Source organism: Shimwellia blattae DSM 4481 = NBRC 105725 (assembly GCF_000262305.1).
GTDB lineage: Bacteria > Pseudomonadota > Gammaproteobacteria > Enterobacterales > Enterobacteriaceae > Shimwellia > Shimwellia blattae.
Genome location: NC_017910.1, coordinates 986407 through 1003924, shown reverse-complemented (window position 1 = coordinate 1003924; position 17518 = coordinate 986407). Strand labels below are relative to the sequence as shown.

General features: G+C 54.9%; 9 protein-coding genes, 2 tRNA genes and 3 rRNA genes. 5 read left to right on the top strand and 9 right to left on the bottom strand.

Features of this window, described 5'->3' with window-relative positions; all coding sequences use genetic code 11:
* Nucleotides 1–86: 86 nt before the first annotated feature.
* From trxC to EBL_RS04675, 5 genes are all read left to right on the top strand, one after another.
* Nucleotides 87–506 carry a thioredoxin TrxC gene (gene trxC / locus EBL_RS04695; protein WP_002441453.1) on the top strand — a complete coding sequence of 140 codons (420 nt, stop codon included), beginning with the start codon at nucleotides 87–89 and terminating at the stop codon, nucleotides 504–506.
* Between the two features lie 73 nt (nucleotides 507–579).
* A complete protein-coding gene (locus tag EBL_RS04690; RefSeq protein WP_002441454.1) occupies nucleotides 580–1281 on the top strand; it encodes a tRNA-uridine aminocarboxypropyltransferase in 702 nt (233 codons plus the stop codon).
* A gap of 33 nt (nucleotides 1282–1314) precedes the next feature.
* Nucleotides 1315–3981, top strand: coding sequence for a bifunctional acetate--CoA ligase family protein/GNAT family N-acetyltransferase (locus EBL_RS04685; RefSeq protein WP_002441457.1), 2667 nt, complete (start codon nucleotides 1315–1317; stop codon nucleotides 3979–3981).
* A 110-nt stretch (nucleotides 3982–4091) separates the two neighbouring features.
* Nucleotides 4092–5447, top strand: a complete 1356-nt coding sequence (gene pssA, locus EBL_RS04680; RefSeq protein ID WP_002441458.1) for a CDP-diacylglycerol--serine O-phosphatidyltransferase — start codon at nucleotides 4092–4094, stop codon at nucleotides 5445–5447.
* Nucleotides 5448–5502: 55 nt separating this feature from the next.
* On the top strand, nucleotides 5503–5829 hold the full coding sequence (locus EBL_RS04675; RefSeq protein WP_002441460.1) for a YfiM family lipoprotein: 327 nt from the start codon (nucleotides 5503–5505) through the stop codon (nucleotides 5827–5829).
* 4 nt (nucleotides 5830–5833) lie between these two features.
* On the opposite strand, the gene EBL_RS04670 is transcribed toward EBL_RS04675, so the two are convergent.
* The 9 genes from EBL_RS04670 to rluD all read right to left on the bottom strand — a co-directional run bounded on the left by EBL_RS04670 (nucleotide 5834) and on the right by rluD (nucleotide 17497).
* The gene (locus EBL_RS04670) at nucleotides 5834–7135 is read right to left on the bottom strand and encodes an MFS family transporter (protein WP_002441462.1); all 1302 of its coding nucleotides are present in this window, start codon (nucleotides 7133–7135) and stop codon (nucleotides 5834–5836) included.
* 227 nt (nucleotides 7136–7362) lie between these two features.
* A 5S ribosomal RNA gene (rrf, locus tag EBL_RS04665) occupies nucleotides 7363–7478 on the bottom strand.
* 211 nt (nucleotides 7479–7689) lie between these two features.
* Nucleotides 7690–10592, bottom strand: a 23S ribosomal RNA gene (locus EBL_RS04660).
* Between the two features lie 162 nt (nucleotides 10593–10754).
* Nucleotides 10755–10830: transfer RNA gene (locus EBL_RS04655), tRNA-Ala, on the bottom strand.
* A gap of 106 nt (nucleotides 10831–10936) precedes the next feature.
* Nucleotides 10937–11013, bottom strand: a tRNA-Ile gene (locus EBL_RS04650).
* A gap of 71 nt (nucleotides 11014–11084) precedes the next feature.
* Nucleotides 11085–12626 (bottom strand): 16S ribosomal RNA (locus EBL_RS04645).
* Together the 16S, 23S and 5S rRNA genes with 2 tRNA genes alongside form the textbook arrangement of a ribosomal RNA operon.
* A gap of 456 nt (nucleotides 12627–13082) precedes the next feature.
* A complete protein-coding gene (gene clpB, locus EBL_RS04640; protein ID WP_002445477.1) occupies nucleotides 13083–15659 on the bottom strand; it encodes an ATP-dependent chaperone ClpB in 2577 nt (858 codons plus the stop codon).
* 129 nt (nucleotides 15660–15788) lie between these two features.
* Nucleotides 15789–16520: a purine nucleoside phosphorylase YfiH gene (yfiH, locus tag EBL_RS04635; protein WP_002445479.1), complete on the bottom strand. Its 732-nt coding sequence runs from the start codon at nucleotides 16518–16520 to the stop codon at nucleotides 15789–15791.
* Nucleotides 16517–17497 (bottom strand): 23S rRNA pseudouridine(1911/1915/1917) synthase RluD, encoded by a 981-nt coding sequence (gene rluD / locus EBL_RS04630; RefSeq protein ID WP_002445481.1) that lies wholly within the window; start codon nucleotides 17495–17497, stop codon nucleotides 16517–16519. The genes yfiH and rluD overlap by 4 nt, the downstream gene beginning before the upstream one ends.
* Nucleotides 17498–17518 lie beyond the last annotated feature (21 nt).

Here is a 17518-nt window from a genome sequence, read left to right as displayed (position 1 = left end):
GATTTTTTTATGCGGATAATATTTAACAATTACACAACAGTTAACTGCGCTATCCCCAGCCCTACCCTACTGATCCGAGGTTTGTTATGAATACCGTTTGTGCCTCCTGCCACGCCATTAATCGCCTGCCTGACGGACATACTCAGGAGGGCGCAAAATGCGGACGCTGCGGACACGCGTTGTTTGACGGCGAAGTCATTCATGCCACCAGCAGTACGCTCGACACCCTGCTTAAAGACGACCTGCCGGTAGTGATCGATTTCTGGGCCCCCTGGTGCGGCCCGTGCGTTAACTTTGCCCCGGTGTTTGACGATGTCGCCGAAGAGCGCAGCGGCAAAGTGCGCTTTGTCAAAGTCAACACCGAAGCCGAGCCCGAACTGAGCGCCCGCTTCCGTATCCGCAGTATTCCGACCATTATGATGTTTAAAAAAGGCGAAATGGTCGACATCCTGAGCGGCGCCATGCCCAAAGCGCCATTTAACGGCTGGATCGACGAAAACCTGTGATCTCCGGGCACCGTTGCTGGTGCCCGCCCTACCGGGTGCAGTAAACTAGCGGTTTTTATCCCCTGAAGCTCCCATGACTGATAACGCCGTTTTGCATCTCCGCGCCGAACGCCTGGCCCGCGCGACCCGCCCTTTTCTTGCCAGAGGCAACCGGGTGCGCCGCTGCCAGCGCTGCCTGTTACCCCTGCGCCAGTGCCTGTGCGCCACCATTAAACCGGTGGCGGCAAGAAGCCAGTTCTGCCTGGTGATGTACGACACCGAGCCCATGAAACCCAGCAATACCGGGCGCCTGATTGCCGATATTCTGCCGGGCACCACCGCCTTTCAGTGGTCACGCACCGAGCCACCAGAGGCACTCCTCGCCCTGGTCAACAGCCCGGACTGGCAGCCGATGGTCGTGTTCCCGGCCTCCTACGCTGACGCAGACCGCGAAGTGCTCAGCCAGCCGCCTGACCACGGTAAACCACCGCTGTTTATCATGCTGGACGGCACCTGGCCTGAGGCGCGCAAAATGTTCCGCAAAAGCCCGTGGCTGGATAACCTGCCGCTGATCTCCGTGGATTTGTCAAAAACCTCTGCGTATCAGTTGCGCGAAGTCCATGCCGATGGCCAGTATTGCACGGCAGAAGTGGCCTGCGCGTTACTGGAGCAGGCAGGCGACAGCCAGGCCGCCCGGGGGCTTAGCGATCATTTTATGCTTTTTCGTGAGCGGTATCTGGCGGGAAAGGCTAACCTTCAGCAGGTCATCACAGCGGCACCTGAAGAAAGCGTTTAAACTAACGCTAACTTTTTGTTCAGGGAGAGCACCATGAGCCAGCGCGGGTTAGAAGCACTATTACGGCCAAAATCTATTGCGGTGATTGGGGCATCCATGAAGCCCCAGCGCGCCGGTTACCTGATGATGCGCAACCTGCTGGCGGGCGGCTTTAACGGCCCGGTGCTCCCGGTGACCCCGGCCTGGAAAGCGGTATGCGGTGTGATGACCTGGCCGGATGTGGCCAGCCTGCCCTTTCCCCCGGATCTGGCCGTACTCTGCACCCATGCCCGGCGTAACCCTGAATTACTGGAGTCTCTGGGCCTGCGGGGCTGCAAAACCTGTATTATCCTCTCCGCTCAGCCGGAACAGCACCCGGAATTGCTGGCCATTGCCCGCCGCTGGAACATGCGGCTGCTGGGGCCAAACAGCCTGGGGTTACTCGCCCCCTGGCAGGGGCTGAATGCCAGCTTCTCACCCGTGCCGATCAAAAAAGGCAAACTGGCGTTTATTTCCCAGTCTGCCGCGGTATCGAACACCATTCTTGACTGGGCGCAGCAGCGGGAAATCGGTTTTTCATTCTTTATCGCCCTTGGCGACAGCCTCGATATTAATGTGGATGAACTGCTGGACTTTCTCGCCAGGGATACCCGCACCAGCGCCATCCTGCTGTACCTTGAGCAGTTAAGCGATGCCCGCCGGTTTGTGTCCGCCGCCCGTAGTGCGTCCCGTAATAAGCCTGTTCTGGTCATTAAAAGCGGCCGCAGCACCCGGGCCCAGCTCCTGCTGAAAACCCGCCCGGGCCTGGACGCCGCATGGGATGCGGCCATCCAGCGTGCCGGTTTGTTGCGTGTCAGGGATACCCATGAGCTGTTCTCCGCCGTAGAAACCCTGAGCCATATGCGGGCCCTGCGGGGGGAGAAGCTGGTCATTATCAGTAACGGGGCGGCCCCGGCGGCACTTGCCCTGGACGAGCTGGAGCAGAAAAACGGCAAACTGGCGGAATTCCGCCCCGAAACGCAACAGCGGCTGGAGGCGCTGCTCGGCGGGGTAACAGAGATAGGTAACCCGCTGGATCTCCACGATGACGCCTCAACCGGGCGTTATCTGCAAACCCTGGAGATCCTGCTGGACAGCCATGAAGTGGATGCCCTGATGATCATCCACGCCCCCAGCGCCGTTGCCCCGGCAACCGACAATGCCGCGCAGATTATTGATCTGTTAAAGCGCCACCCGCGGGGCAAAATGGTCACCGTGATCACCAACTGGTGCGGCGAGTTCTCCTCCCGCGAGGCCCGGCGCCTGTTCAGCGATGCCGGGATCCCGACTTACCGCACCCCGGAAGGCACCATCACCGCGTTTATGCACATGGTGGAATATCACCGTAACCAGAAGCAGTTGCGGGAAACACCGGCCCTGCCGGTCAACCTGAAGGCGGATACCGCTATCGCCCATGAACTGCTCGGCCAGGCGCTGGAGCGGGGAATCACCTCCCTGGACACCCACGAAGTGCGCCCGGTGCTGGCAAGCTATGGCCTGAATACGCTCCCCACCTGGATTGCAGAGGACAGCGCAGAGGCCGTACACATTGCGGAGCAGATAGGCTACCCGGTAGCGCTGAAACTGCGCTCGCCGGATATTCCCCATAAATCTGAGGTTCAGGGGGTGATGCTGTATCTGCGTACCCCGGCCGAAGTACAACAGGCGGCAGATGCCATTTTCGACCGGGTGGCCATGACCTGGCCCCATGCCCGGGTTCAGGGTTTGCTGGTGCAAAGCATGGCCAACCGTGCAGGTGCCCAGGAGTTGCGTATTGTTGTGGAGCACGATCCGATTTTCGGCCCGCTTATTATGCTGGGGGAAGGCAGCGTGGAGTGGCAGTCCGGCGATCATGCGGCGGTGGCCCTTCCGCCGCTGAACATGAACCTGTCCCGCTATCTGATCATTCAGGCGATTAAAAGCCGCAAGATCCGTGGACGCAGCGCCCTGCGCCCGCTGGATATTACCGGGCTCAGCCAGGTGCTGGTGAGGGTGTCAAACCTGATCATTGAATGCCCGGAGATTCGCCGGCTGGATATTCACCCGCTGCTGGTATCCGGCAGTGAATTTACACTGCTGGACGTTACGCTGGATTTAGCCCCCTTTAGCGGGGATCCTGAAAGCCGCCTGGCGATCCGCCCGTATCCGCACCATCTTGAGCAGCAGGTCACCATGAAGAACGGGGATCACTGCCTGTTCCGCCCGATCCTGCCTGAAGATGAACCCCAGCTACAGCGTTTTATCTCCCGGGTGACCAGAGAAGATCTCTATTATCGTTATTTCAGCGAAATTAATGAGTTTACCCATGATGATTTCGCCAATATGACGCAGATCGATTACGATCGGGAGATGGCATTCGTGGCGGTCCGCCCCGGAGCCGACGGCAAAGAGGAGATTATCGGCGTGACCCGGGCTATCTCCGATCCGGATAATATCGACGCCGAATTCGCCGTGCTGGTGCGTTCTGATCTTAAAGGGCTTGGACTGGGCCGCCAGCTGATGGAAAAACTGATTGGTTATACCCGGGAATACGGCCTGCAAAAACTCAACGGCATCACCATGCCCAACAACCAGGGGATGATAGCCCTGGCCCGCAAACTGGGGTTCCGGGTCGATATTCAGCTTGAGGATGGCATTGTCAGCCTGTCACTGGCGCTGACTAAACAACAGGAACGTGAGTAACGTGTTGGAAATCTTACCCACAACGCGCAACAGTAGTGGTATTATCCACCACTTCTGTCGAGCCACCAGAGCAGAAAACCATCAAATGTATAGAGAAGATAAGCACAGTGATGTTGTCCAAATTTAAGCGTAACAAACATCAACAGCACCTTGCACTATTACCGAAACTTGCTCAGTCCGTTGATGATGTTACGGTCTTTTTCGAACCGGCGGATTGCCGGAAAATATTGCTGCAGAAAATCGCCTCTGCCACCCGGCGTATTTGTATTGTCGCACTGTATATGGAGCAGGATGACGCCGGGCGCGCCATACTTTCTGCGCTGTATGAGGCCAAAAAGCAACGCCCTGAGCTGGAGATATCCGTGCTGGTAGACTGGCACCGGGCTCAGCGGGGACGCATTGGTGACACAGCCGCCAATACTAATGCAGACTGGTACTGTCGCATGGCCCAGGAGCACCCGGACGTCCTGGTGCCGGTATATGGCGTTCCGGTCAATACCCGGGAAGCGCTTGGCGTTCTGCATTTTAAAGGTTTTATCATCGATGACGCCGTGCTCTACAGCGGTGCCAGTATCAATGATGTCTATCTGCATCAGCATGATAAATACCGCTATGACCGCTATCAGCTGATCCGCAACCCGCGGCTTAGCGATATTATGTATGACTGGATCCAGCTTAATCTGGTTCAGGGCAAAGCCGTTTACCGGCTCGATGATCCCGCGCGGCCAAAAAGCCCGGAGATCAAAAATGAGATTCGCCAGTACCGCCAGGATCTGCGCTCCAGCAGCTATAACTTCCAGGGCGATGCCGGTAACGAAGAGCTGGCGGTCACGCCGTTAGTGGGGCTTGGGAAGACCAGCCCGCTGAATAAAGCGATTTTTCATCTTATGCCCTGTACCGAGCATAAGCTGACTATCTGCACGCCTTACTTCAACCTGCCTGCCGTGCTGGTGCGCAGCATTATCCAGCTGCTACGCGACGGGAAACAGGTCGAGATTATTGTTGGCGATAAAACCGCGAATGATTTCTATATTCCGCAGGATCAGCCGTTTAAAATTATTGGCGCCCTGCCTTATCTGTATGAAATTAATCTGCGCCGTTTTATGAGCCGCCTGCAATATTATGTCAACAGCGGGCAATTGATCATCCGGCTGTGGAAAGATGACGACAACAGCTATCACCTGAAAGGCATGTGGGTTGATGACGAGTGGATCCTGCTGACGGGGAATAACCTCAATCCCCGGGCCTGGCGTCTGGATCTGGAAAACGCGATTCTTATCCATGATCCGCAGCATCAGCTCGCCGCCACCCGGGAAAAAGAGCTCGCGACAATTCGCCAGCATACCACCGTGGTTCATCATTACCGGGATCTGCAGAGTATTGCCGAATACCCGGTCAAAGTACGCAAACTGATCCGTCGCTTACGGCGTATACGGGTCGACAGGCTTATCAGCCGCATTCTTTAATTGCGGCGCTACCGTCTGGCCCCGTGTTTAACGGGGCTTTTTCAAAGGAGGTAAGATGAAACTGTCCGTTACCGCGTTTCTTATTCCTTTGCTGACAACAGCCTGTAGCCACCAGGCGCAGGACTCATGGACAGGCCAGGACAAAGCGCAGCATTTTATCGCCTCTGCCATGCTCTCTGCCGCCGGTAATGAGTACGGCCAGCATCAGGGCTGGAGTCATGACCGCAGCGCCACATTCGGGCTGATGTTCTCAACGAGTCTCGGTGCCGGAAAAGAGCTCTGGGACAGCCGCCCTGCCGGAAGCGGCTGGAGCTGGAAGGATTTTGCCTGGGATGTCGCGGGCGCAGCCACCGGATACACGCTCTGGCAACTGGCCCGCTGATTTATCAGAGTTTGCTGCCGCCCCCTTTACGGTGCAGCATCAGCGACACCAGGAAAGCAATCACCCCCATCGCCGAAACATACCAGAAGAAGACGGTTTCCGCGCCAATGGACTTCAGCATTAACGCCACATATTCAGCCGAACCACCAAACAGGGCATTCGCCACCGCATAAGACAGCCCGACCCCCAGCGCCCGGATATGGGGCGGGAACATTTCTGCCTTCAGAATGCCGCTGATAGAGGTATAGAAGCTGACAATCAGCAGCGCTATCAGCACCAGCCCCAGAGCCGCCCAGGACGACGTGACATACTGCAACGCCGTCAGAATCGGAACCGTGCACAGCGTCAGCAACAGGCTAAAGCAGAGCATGGATGAGCGGCGGCCGATACGGTCAGACAGGGCACCAAAGAAAGGCTGCATCAGCATGTAAATAAACAGGGCCCCGGTCATTAATGCACTGGCGGGCTTTGCATGCATGCCCACAGTGTTGACCAGATATTTCTGCATATATGTGGTGAAGGTATAGAAGCTCAGGGAGCCTGCCGCAGTGAAGCCCAGCACCATAATAAATGCCCGGCGATGCCGCCACAGCCCTTTTAAGGTGCCTGCTTCTTTTAAGGCGCGGCTTTCCGCCTGGGCGGTCTCATTCAGGGAGCGGCGCAGCCACAGGGCAACAACCGCCAGCAGAGCCCCAAGGACAAAGGGAATACGCCAGCCCCAGGCTCTCAAATCACTTTCGCTGAGAACCTGCTGCAAAATCACCACAACCAGCAGGGCCAGCAGTTGCCCGCCAATCAGCGTGACATACTGGAAAGAGGCATAAAAGCCTTTGCGCCCTTCAATGGCGACCTCGCTCATATAGGTCGCGCTGGTGCCATACTCCCCCCCGACAGAGAGCCCCTGAAACAGGCGCGCCAGCAGCAGTAATGCCGGAGCCCATGTACCAATTTCGGCATAGCCCGGTAAGCAGGCGATAACCAGTGAGCCGAAGCACATCATACACACGGAGATAAGCATGGAGCGACGCCGCCCGTGCTTATCGGCAATGCGGCCAAATAGCCAGCCGCCAATGGGGCGCATCAGGAAGCCGGCAGCGAATACGCCAGCGGTTTGCAGCAACTGGGTGGTGGTATTACCGGATGGGAAGAATATGTGGGCAAAATACAGCGAGCAGAATGAGTAAACATAAAAATCAAACCACTCAACCAGATTCCCGGATGAGGCGCCAACAATCGCCCATATCCGTTGCCGGGTACTGTTATTACCGTATGCCGTCTTGTGCTCTGCGGCTGTTACTTCAGTCATTGTTTCTCTCCTGCCAGGACAACCCATAGAGGGAAAGACGTAGAGTGAGCCAGATCTCGTTGTAAATAAAGTGTTATGAAGTTTATGTTTTTGTTATTTGTGATGGAGATAAAGTTTTCAGACAGGAAGCCAGAAAAGTCCGAAGGATGCCCGCCGCACTCAGGTTTGTACGGTGCACAGACGCAAAAGAGCCCTGTCTTCCGACAGGGCTCTTTCGTTTAATTAAAGCCTGGCAGTTCCCTACTCTCGCATGGGGAGACCCCACACTACCATCGGCGCTACGGCGTTTCACTTCTGAGTTCGGCATGGGGTCAGGTGGGACCACCGCGCTACGGCCGCCAGGCATATTCTTTGTGCTCATGTCCGTCTTTTTCTTTTGCACCACACCCGCGTTGGCTGCGCTCGCTCGCAACAGTCACTTACTTCAGTAAGCTCCTGTCGTCTCGTTCTCTTGCCGCCTTGCTGTGGCACAAAATCGAAAAGACTTACATCATCTATCCGGTAACAAGCTGAATATCGTCTCTCTCTTCACACCAAAACATCTTTGGCGTTGTAAGGTTAAGCCTCACGGTTCATTAGTACCGGTTAGCTCAATGCATCGCTGCACTTACACACCCGGCCTATCAACGTCGTCGTCTTCAACGTTCCTTCAGGAGACTTTAAGTCTCAGGGAGAACTCATCTCGGGGCAAGTTTCGTGCTTAGATGCTTTCAGCACTTATCTCTTCCGCATGTAGCTACCGGGCAATGCCATTGGCATGACAACCCGAACACCAGTGATGCGTCCACTCCGGTCCTCTCGTACTAGGAGCAGCCCCCCTCAGTTCTCCAGCGCCCACGGCAGATAGGGACCGAACTGTCTCACGACGTTCTAAACCCAGCTCGCGTACCACTTTAAATGGCGAACAGCCATACCCTTGGGACCTACTTCAGCCCCAGGATGTGATGAGCCGACATCGAGGTGCCAAACACCGCCGTCGATATGAACTCTTGGGCGGTATCAGCCTGTTATCCCCGGAGTACCTTTTATCCGTTGAGCGATGGCCCTTCCATTCAGAACCACCGGATCACTAAGACCTGCTTTCGCACCTGCTCGAGCCGTCACTCTCGCAGTCAAGCTAGCTTATGCCTTTGCACTAACCTCCTGATGTCCGACCAGGATTAGCTAACCTTCGTGCTCCTCCGTTACTCTTTGGGAGGAGACCGCCCCAGTCAAACTACCCACCAGACACTGTCCGCAACCCGGATTACGGGTCTACGTTAGAACATCAAACATTAAAGGGTGGTATTTCAAGGTTGGCTCCATGCAGACTGGCGTCCACACTTCAAAGCCTCCCACCTATCCTACACATCAAGGCTCAATGTTCAGTGTCAAGCTATAGTAAAGGTTCACGGGGTCTTTCCGTCTTGCCGCGGGTACACTGCATCTTCACAGCGAGTTCAATTTCACTGAGTCTCGGGTGGAGACAGCCTGGCCATCATTACGCCATTCGTGCAGGTCGGAACTTACCCGACAAGGAATTTCGCTACCTTAGGACCGTTATAGTTACGGCCGCCGTTTACCGGGGCTTCGATCAGGAGCTTCGCTTGCGCTGACCCCATCAATTAACCTTCCGGCACCGGGCAGGCGTCACACCGTATACGTCCACTTTCGTGTTTGCACAGTGCTGTGTTTTTAATAAACAGTTGCAGCCAGCTGGTATCTTCGACTGACTTCAGCTCCACCCGCAGGGGCTTCACCTACATGTCAGCGTGCCTTCTCCCGAAGTTACGGCACCATTTTGCCTAGTTCCTTCACCCGAGTTCTCTCAAGCGCCTTGGTATTCTCTACCTGACCACCTGTGTCGGTTTGGGGTACGATTTGATGTTACCTGATGCTTAGAGGCTTTTCCTGGAAGCAGGGCATTTGTTACTTCAGCACCGTAGTGCCTCGTCATCACGCCTCAGTGTTAAAGTGAACCGGATTTGCCTGGTCCACACACCTACACGCTTAAACCGGGACGACCGTCGCCCGGATAACATAGCCTTCTCCGTCCCCCCTTCGCAGTAACACCAAGTACAGGAATATTAACCTGTTTCCCATCGACTACGCCTTTCGGCCTCGCCTTAGGGGTCGACTCACCCTGCCCCGATTAACGTTGGACAGGAACCCTTGGTCTTCCGGCGTGCGGGTTTTTCACCCGCATTATCGTTACTTATGTCAGCATTCGCACTTCTGATACCTCCAGCAGCCCTCACAGACCACCTTCAACGGCTTACAGAACGCTCCCCTACCCAACAACACACAGTGTCGCTGCCGCAGCTTCGGTGCACAGTTTAGCCCCGTTACATCTTCCGCGCAGGCCGACTCGACCAGTGAGCTATTACGCTTTCTTTAAATGATGGCTGCTTCTAAGCCAACATCCTGGCTGTCTGGGCCTTCCCACATCGTTTCCCACTTAACTGTGACTTTGGGACCTTAGCTGGCGGTCTGGGTTGTTTCCCTCTTCACGACGGACGTTAGCACCCGCCGTGTGTCTCCCGTGATAACATTCTGTGGTATTCGTAGTTTGCATCGGGTTGGTAAGTCGGGATGACCCCCTAGCCGAAACAGTGCTCTACCCCCACAGATGAGTTCACGAGGCGCTACCTAAATAGCTTTCGGGGAGAACCAGCTATCTCCCGGTTTGATTGGCCTTTCACCCCCAGCCACAAGTCATCCGCTAATTTTTCAACATTAGTCGGTTCGGTCCTCCAGTTAGTGTTACCCAACCTTCAACCTGCCCATGGCTAGATCACCGGGTTTCGGGTCTATACCCTGCAACTTAACGCCCAGTTAAGACTCGGTTTCCCTGCGGCTCCCCTATCCGGTTAACCTTGCTACAGAATATAAGTCGCTGACCCATTATACAAAAGGTACGCAGTCACACCCCGAAGGATGCTCCCACTGCTTGTACGTACACGGTTTCAGGTTCTTTTTCACTCCCCTCGCCGGGGTTCTTTTCGCCTTTCCCTCACGGTACTGGTTCACTATCGGTCAGTCAGGAGTATTTAGCCTTGGAGGATGGTCCCCCCATCTTCAGACAGGATATCACGTGTCCCGCCCTACTCATCGAGTTCACAACATGTGCATTTTCGTGTACGGGGCTTTCACCCTGTATCGCGCGACTTTCCAGACGCTTCCACTAACACACACGCTGATTCAGACTCTGGGCTGCTCCCCGTTCGCTCGCCGCTACTGGGGGAATCTCGGTTGATTTCTTTTCCTCGGGGTACTTAGATGTTTCAGTTCCCCCGGTTCGCCTCGTTAGCCTATGTATTCAGCTAACGATAGTGTGTCGAAACACACTGGGTTTCCCCATTCGGACATCGCCGGGTCAAAGGTTCATATCACCTCGCCGGCGCTTTTCGCAGATTAGCACGTCCTTCATCGCCTCTGACTGCCAGGGCATCCACCGTGTACGCTTAGTCGCTTAACCTCACAACCCGAAGATGTCTTCAGGTGTGATAATTTGAGAGACTCATAAACGCTTACGCGTTTATTGTTTCAATTTTCAGCTTGTTCCAGATTTTTAAAGAGCAAAACTTCGCAACACACTTATTCAGTATGTTCTGAAGTTTTTTTATTTCCGAGCAGACGATGGTGGAGCTATGCGGGATCGAACCGCAGACCTCCTGCGTGCAAAGCAGGCGCTCTCCCAGCTGAGCTATAGCCCCATCGTAGCAACAACCCCGTGAACCTAATTTGCTGACTGACGCGGCGTAGTGAAGCGAAGCATACTGAAGTATGCGAGCTTTGCTACAACAAAGTCAGGGAGTAAATTGGTAGGCCTGAGTGGACTCGAACCACCGACCTCACCCTTATCAGGGGTGCGCTCTAACCACCTGAGCTACAAGCCTGCCGGAGTATTACTGCTCGTTATTTTCTATCAGACAATCTGTGTGAGCACTGAAAGGTTGTATCTTTAAGGTAAGGAGGTGATCCAACCGCAGGTTCCCCTACGGTTACCTTGTTACGACTTCACCCCAGTCATGAATCACAAAGTGGTAAGCGCCCTCCCGAAGGTTAAGCTACCTACTTCTTTTGCAACCCACTCCCATGGTGTGACGGGCGGTGTGTACAAGGCCCGGGAACGTATTCACCGTGGCATTCTGATCCACGATTACTAGCGATTCCGACTTCATGGAGTCGAGTTGCAGACTCCAATCCGGACTACGACGCACTTTATGAGATCCGCTTGCTCTCGCGAGGTCGCTTCTCTTTGTATGCGCCATTGTAGCACGTGTGTAGCCCTGGTCGTAAGGGCCATGATGACTTGACGTCATCCCCACCTTCCTCCAGTTTATCACTGGCAGTCTCCCCTGAGTTCCCACCCGAAGTGCTGGCAACAGAGGATAGGGGTTGCGCTCGTTGCGGGACTTAACCCAACATTTCACAACACGAGCTGACGACAGCCATGCAGCACCTGTCTCATAGCTCCCGAAGGCACCAAGGCATCTCTGCCAAGTTCTATGGATGTCAAGACCAGGTAAGGTTCTTCGCGTTGCATCGAATTAAACCACATGCTCCACCGCTTGTGCGGGCCCCCGTCAATTCATTTGAGTTTTAACCTTGCGGCCGTACTCCCCAGGCGGTCAACTTAACGCGTTAGCTCCGGAAGCCACGGTTCAAGACCACAACTTCCAAGTTGACATCGTTTACGGCGTGGACTACCAGGGTATCTAATCCTGTTTGCTCCCCACGCTTTCGCACCTGAGCGTCAGTCTTCGTCCAGGGGGCCGCCTTCGCCACCGGTATTCCTCCAGATCTCTACGCATTTCACCGCTACACCTGGAATTCTACCCCCCTCTACGAGACTCAAGCTGACCAGTTTCAAATGCAGTTCCCAGGTTAAGCCCGGGGATTTCACATCTGACTTAATCAACCGCCTGCGTGCGCTTTACGCCCAGTAATTCCGATTAACGCTTGCACCCTCCGTATTACCGCGGCTGCTGGCACGGAGTTAGCCGGTGCTTCTTCTGCGGGTAACGTCAATTGCTGAGGTTATTAACCTCAACACCTTCCTCCCCGCTGAAAGTACTTTACAACCCGAAGGCCTTCTTCATACACGCGGCATGGCTGCATCAGGCTTGCGCCCATTGTGCAATATTCCCCACTGCTGCCTCCCGTAGGAGTCTGGACCGTGTCTCAGTTCCAGTGTGGCTGGTCATCCTCTCAGACCAGCTAGGGATCGTCGCCTAGGTGAGCCGTTACCCCACCTACTAGCTAATCCCATCTGGGCACATCCGATGGTATGAGGCCCGAAGGTCCCCCACTTTGGTCTTGCGACATTATGCGGTATTAGCTACCGTTTCCAGTAGTTATCCCCCTCCATCAGGCAGTTTCCCAGACATTACTCACCCGTCCGCCACTCGTCAGCGAATCAGCAAGCTGATTCCTGTTACCGTTCGACTTGCATGTGTTAAGCCTGCCGCCAGCGTTCAATCTGAGCCATGATCAAACTCTTCAATTCAAAGTTTGATGCTCAAAGAATTAAACTGTTTATTCGTAATGAATTAACTGTTAGTCACTCTTGAGACTTGATAATCATTTTTCGTCTTGCGACGTTAAGATATCAGTGCCTTAGAGTGCCCACACAGATTGTCTGATAAATTGTTAAAGAGCAGTGCCGCGCGTTTTTCTCTGCGGCGCGGGGTGTGCATATTACGCCTCCCCGCTTCGAAGTCAACGTTTATTTTCGCCATTCGCTACTGATAATTCGTTTTACTTCGCCTGACTGGCTGGACCGTGAAGCCGCTGTGCCGTGTCAGTGGGAGCGCATTATAGGGAGTTCCTGGCCGCTGGCAACCCCTGTTTTTAAAAAACTTTACCGAGTGATTATTTTCCAGGCAATACTGTATGTAACACCGCCATTCTGGTGGTTTATGCAACAAAAAAGGCCCCGCAGGGCCTTTAGCATTCGCAATAATTATGACTGGGTCGCCACAATCGTGCCGTCTTTGTCCACCAGCTCGATGGTTTTCCCCGGCACCAGTTCACCAGACAGGATCTGCTGAGCCAGCGGGTTTTCAATCTGCTGCTGGATAGCGCGTTTCAGCGGACGCGCGCCATATACCGGATCAAAGCCATTTTCACTCAGCAGGTTGAGCGCCTCGGCAGAGATATGCACGCTGTAGCCGCGCTCTTCCAGGCGTTTGTACAACCGCTGCAGCTGGATCTGGGCAATAGAAGCAATATGCTGCTGGCCCAGCGGGTGGAATACCACCACTTCATCAATACGGTTAATGAATTCCGGGCGGAAATTATGGCTGACAACCTCCAGAACCAGGTCTTTCATGCTGCCATAGTTAAGCTCGCCAAAACGCTCCTGAATAAGATCAGACCCCAGGTTAGAGGTCATAATCACGACCGTATTGCGAAAGTCGACCGTTCTCCCCTGCCCGTCTGTCAGGCGCCCGTCATCCAGCACCTGCAGCAGGATATTAAAGACATCCGGGTGCGCTTTTTCCACTTCATCCAGCAGGATGACGGAATAAGGACGCCGCCGCACGGCTTCCGTGAGGTAGCCCCCTTCTTCATAACCCACATATCCCGGAGGTGCCCCCACCAGACGCGATACCGAGTGTTTCTCCATAAACTCGGACATGTCGATACGGATCATCGCGTCGTCGCTGTCGAACATAAAGTTAGCCAGCGCCTTACACAATTCGGTCTTACCAACCCCGGTCGGCCCAAGGAACAGGAAGGAGCCAATCGGCCGGTTAGGATCCGCAAGGCCCGCACGGCTACGGCGAATCGCGTTAGATACCGCTTCAACTGCTTCATTCTGGCCGATAACACGATCGTGCAGTTGCTCTTCCATACGCAGCAGTTTATCGCGCTCGCTCTCCATCATTCTGGAGACCGGAATACCGGTCCAGCGAGCCAGCACTTCCGCAATTTCCGCGTCGGTCACTTTGTTACGCAGCAGACGCATGGTTTTCCCTTCAGACTGGGTGGCCGCCGCCAGCTGTTTTTCCAGTTCAGGGATTTTCCCGTATTGCAGCTCAGACATGCGGGCCAGGTCGCCGTTACGGCGCGCCTGCTCAATGGCAATCTTCGCCTGCTCCAGCTCCGCTTTGATAGTCTGTGTACCGGACAGCGAGGCTTTTTCCGCTTTCCACTCTTCTTCCAGCACGGAATACTGGCGCTCTTTATCGGCGAGCTCTTCTTCCAGCATATCCAGCCGTTTTTTACTGGCTTCGTCTGCTTCTTTACGCAGGGCCTGCTGCTCCAGTTTTAACTGGATAATACGCCGGTCCAGACGATCGAGCTCTTCGGGTTTGGAGTCTATCTGCATACGGATGCTGGACGCCGCTTCATCGATAAGGTCGATGGCTTTATCCGGCAACTGCCGGTCAGCAATATAGCGGTGGGACAACGTTGCCGCCGCCACGATTGCCGGGTCCGTGATTTGCACATGGTGGTGCAATTCATAGCGCTCTTTCAGGCCACGCAGAATCGCGATGGTATCTTCAACGCTCGGCTCCGCCACAAATACTTTCTGGAAACGACGCTCCAGGGCGGCGTCTTTTTCAATATACTGTCGATACTCATCCAGTGTGGTGGCACCCACGCAGTGCAGCTCACCACGGGCCAGCGCCGGTTTCAGCATATTCCCGGCATCCATGGCGCCGTCTGCTTTACCTGCCCCCACCATAGTGTGCAGCTCGTCAATAAACAGGATGACATTGCCTTCCTGTTTGGCCAGATCGTTAAGCACCCCTTTGAGGCGCTCTTCGAATTCACCGCGGTATTTCGCCCCGGCCACCAGCGCCCCCATATCCAGCGCCAGTACCCGGCGGCCTTTCAGCCCTTCCGGCACTTCGCCATTAACAATACGCTGGGCCAGCCCTTCCACAATGGCGGTTTTACCCACGCCAGGCTCACCAATCAGTACCGGGTTGTTTTTGGTCCGGCGCTGCAGTACCTGAATAGTGCGGCGGATCTCTTCATCACGCCCGATAACGGGATCCAGCTTGCCCTGCTCGGCCCGCTCGGTCAGATCCACGGTAAATTTTTTCAATGCCTGCCGTTGATCCTCGGCATTCTGATCATTCACGCTTTCGCCTCCACGCAGTTGCTCAATGGCCTGCGTTACGTTGGCTGTCGTCAGTCCGGCATTTTTCAGTAAATCGGCCAGGGACCCGCGGGTCTCAAGCGCCGCCAGAACAAACAGCTCTGATGAAATAAAATTGTCACCCTGTTTCTGTGCCAGCTTGTCGCACAGATTTAAGGCTCGCACCAGATCCTGAGACGGCTGAACATCACCACCGGTCCCTTCAACCTGGGGCAGGCGCTTCAGCGCTTCATCAATAGCGGTACGTAACTGCCCGACATTCACGCCGGCAGTGGTAAGTAACGGGGCAACAGATCCCCCTTCCTGGCTGAGCAGAGCGCTCATCAGGTGAAGAGGTTCGATATATTGGTTGTCGTGCCCGAGAGCGAGGGACTGGGCATCGGCGAGTGCTTGCTGGAACTTATTAGTAAGACGATCCAGGCGCATAACTCCTCCCATAACAGGTCAAAATTGCTACTGGAGATTAAATGAGGTCATCCCTCAAATATTCAAGGTTAATGACCATAAATATATGCGAAGGCAGCTATACGCGCTGGATCGTCTTGATTCTATAGGTTATATCAGCCAGATGAAACTTGCCATACGGCCGGTAACCTTGTCACGACGATAAGAAAAGAACGTATCAGACTCAGTCCAGGTACAGTGTTCACCGCCAAAGATCCGGGTAACCCCGGCCCGCGCCAGTCGCTGGCGGGCCAGCTGATAGATATCAGCGTAATACTTAAGCCCCGCCGGACGAAAAGCCGCACCGGCCGCCGCATCTTTCGCCATAAACGCTTCGCGAACTTCCGGCCCCACCTCAAAAGCCTGTGGGCCGATAGCGGGCCCCAGCCAGGCCATAATATTTTCAGGCTGATCCGCAAAGCACGCGATTGTCTCTTCCAGCACACCTTCACATAGCCCGCGCCAGCCAGCATGAGCAGCAGCAATCTCAGTACCAGCGCTATTACAGAATAGCACCGGTAAACAATCTGCTGTCATCACAGCACAAACCGTTGCCGGTTTACATGTCCATGAGGCATCGGCCCTTTTAGAGGTATAAGGGCCACCATCCAGCTGGAGTACCGCTTTCCCGTGGACCTGCTCCAGCCAGACCGGGCGTGAGGGCATACCGGCCGCCGTATACAAACGCTGGCGGTTCTCTTCCACATGCGCAGGATTATCCCCACAGTGTGCCCCCAGATTCATCGACCGGTAAGCGCCTTCGCTTACCCCCCCTGTGCGGGTGCTGCTACAGGCCCGTACGTTAGCGGGTAATGGCCACTGAGGAATAATCAATTGCGTCATAACCAGTCCACCTCATCCTTATGCTCTTCAAAATCTTCCTGCAGCGCGGCGATAAGCTCCACCATGTCGTCAGGAATTGGCGCATGCCACTCCATCTGAATACCACTTACCGGATGGTATAAGCGCAGCATAGTGGCGTGCAGCGCCTGGCGGTCAAAGCGGCGCAGCACGTCAATAAATTTATCAGAGGCGTGTTTCGGCGGACGCGGACGGCCACCGTAAACCGGATCCCCCACCAGCGGGTGAGTAATATGGGCCATGTGTACACGAATCTGGTGCGTACGCCCGGTTTCCAGGCGCAGCCGCAGCCGGGTATGCACGCGAAAATGTTCCATAATACGGTAGTGGGTGACTGCAGGTTTCCCCATCGGGTGGACAGCCATCTGGGTACGTTTAGTCGGGTGGCGGCTGATAGGCTCGCTGACGGTTCCGCCAGCGGTCATATGGCCGATAGCGACCGCTTCATACTCACGGGTGATTTCGCGCAGTTGCAGGGATTCAACCAGCCGTGTCTGGGCCGGTACCGTCTTGGCGACGACCATCAGACCGGTGGTGTCTTTATCCAGGCGGTGAACAATACCGGCGCGGGGAACATCGACAATCGGCGGGTAGTAGTGCAGCAGTGCATTCAGTACGGTGCCATCCGGGTTCCCGGCCCCGGGGTGAACAACCAGACCGCGAGGTTTATTAATAACAATGATATCATCGTCTTCATAGACGATATCCAGGGGGATATCCTGAGGTTCAAAGCGAATGTTTTCGTCGATCTCGGCATTGATGGCAACGCTTTCCCCGCCGAAGACTTTTTCCTTCGGGGTGCTGCAAATGTTGCCGTTAACCAGTACGCGCTGGTCAAGAATCCATTCTTTTATGCGCGAACGAGAATAATCCGGGAACAATTCGGCCAAAGCCTGATCTAAGCGTTGACCGAGTTGAGATTCGGACACCGTTGCGGTGAGTTGTACTAGTTGTGCCATAGACAGCTTCTTCGTTAACGT

Excerpts from the sequence above, each read along its gene's own strand:
- trxC (WP_002441453.1), top strand. The coding sequence starts at position 87 with ATGAATACCGTTTGTGCCTCCTGCCACGCCATTAATCGCCTGCCTGAC.
- EBL_RS04690 (WP_002441454.1), top strand. The coding sequence starts at position 580 with ATGACTGATAACGCCGTTTTGCATCTCCGCGCCGAACGCCTGGCCCGC.
- EBL_RS04685 (WP_002441457.1), top strand. The coding sequence starts at position 1,315 with ATGAGCCAGCGCGGGTTAGAAGCACTATTACGGCCAAAATCTATTGCG.
- pssA (WP_002441458.1), top strand. The coding sequence starts at position 4,092 with ATGTTGTCCAAATTTAAGCGTAACAAACATCAACAGCACCTTGCACTA.
- EBL_RS04675 (WP_002441460.1), top strand. The coding sequence starts at position 5,503 with ATGAAACTGTCCGTTACCGCGTTTCTTATTCCTTTGCTGACAACAGCC.
- EBL_RS04670 (WP_002441462.1), bottom strand. The coding sequence starts at position 7,135 with ATGACTGAAGTAACAGCCGCAGAGCACAAGACGGCATACGGTAATAAC.
- clpB (WP_002445477.1), bottom strand. The coding sequence starts at position 15,659 with ATGCGCCTGGATCGTCTTACTAATAAGTTCCAGCAAGCACTCGCCGAT.
- yfiH (WP_002445479.1), bottom strand. The coding sequence starts at position 16,520 with ATGACGCAATTGATTATTCCTCAGTGGCCATTACCCGCTAACGTACGG.
- rluD (WP_002445481.1), bottom strand. The coding sequence starts at position 17,497 with ATGGCACAACTAGTACAACTCACCGCAACGGTGTCCGAATCTCAACTC.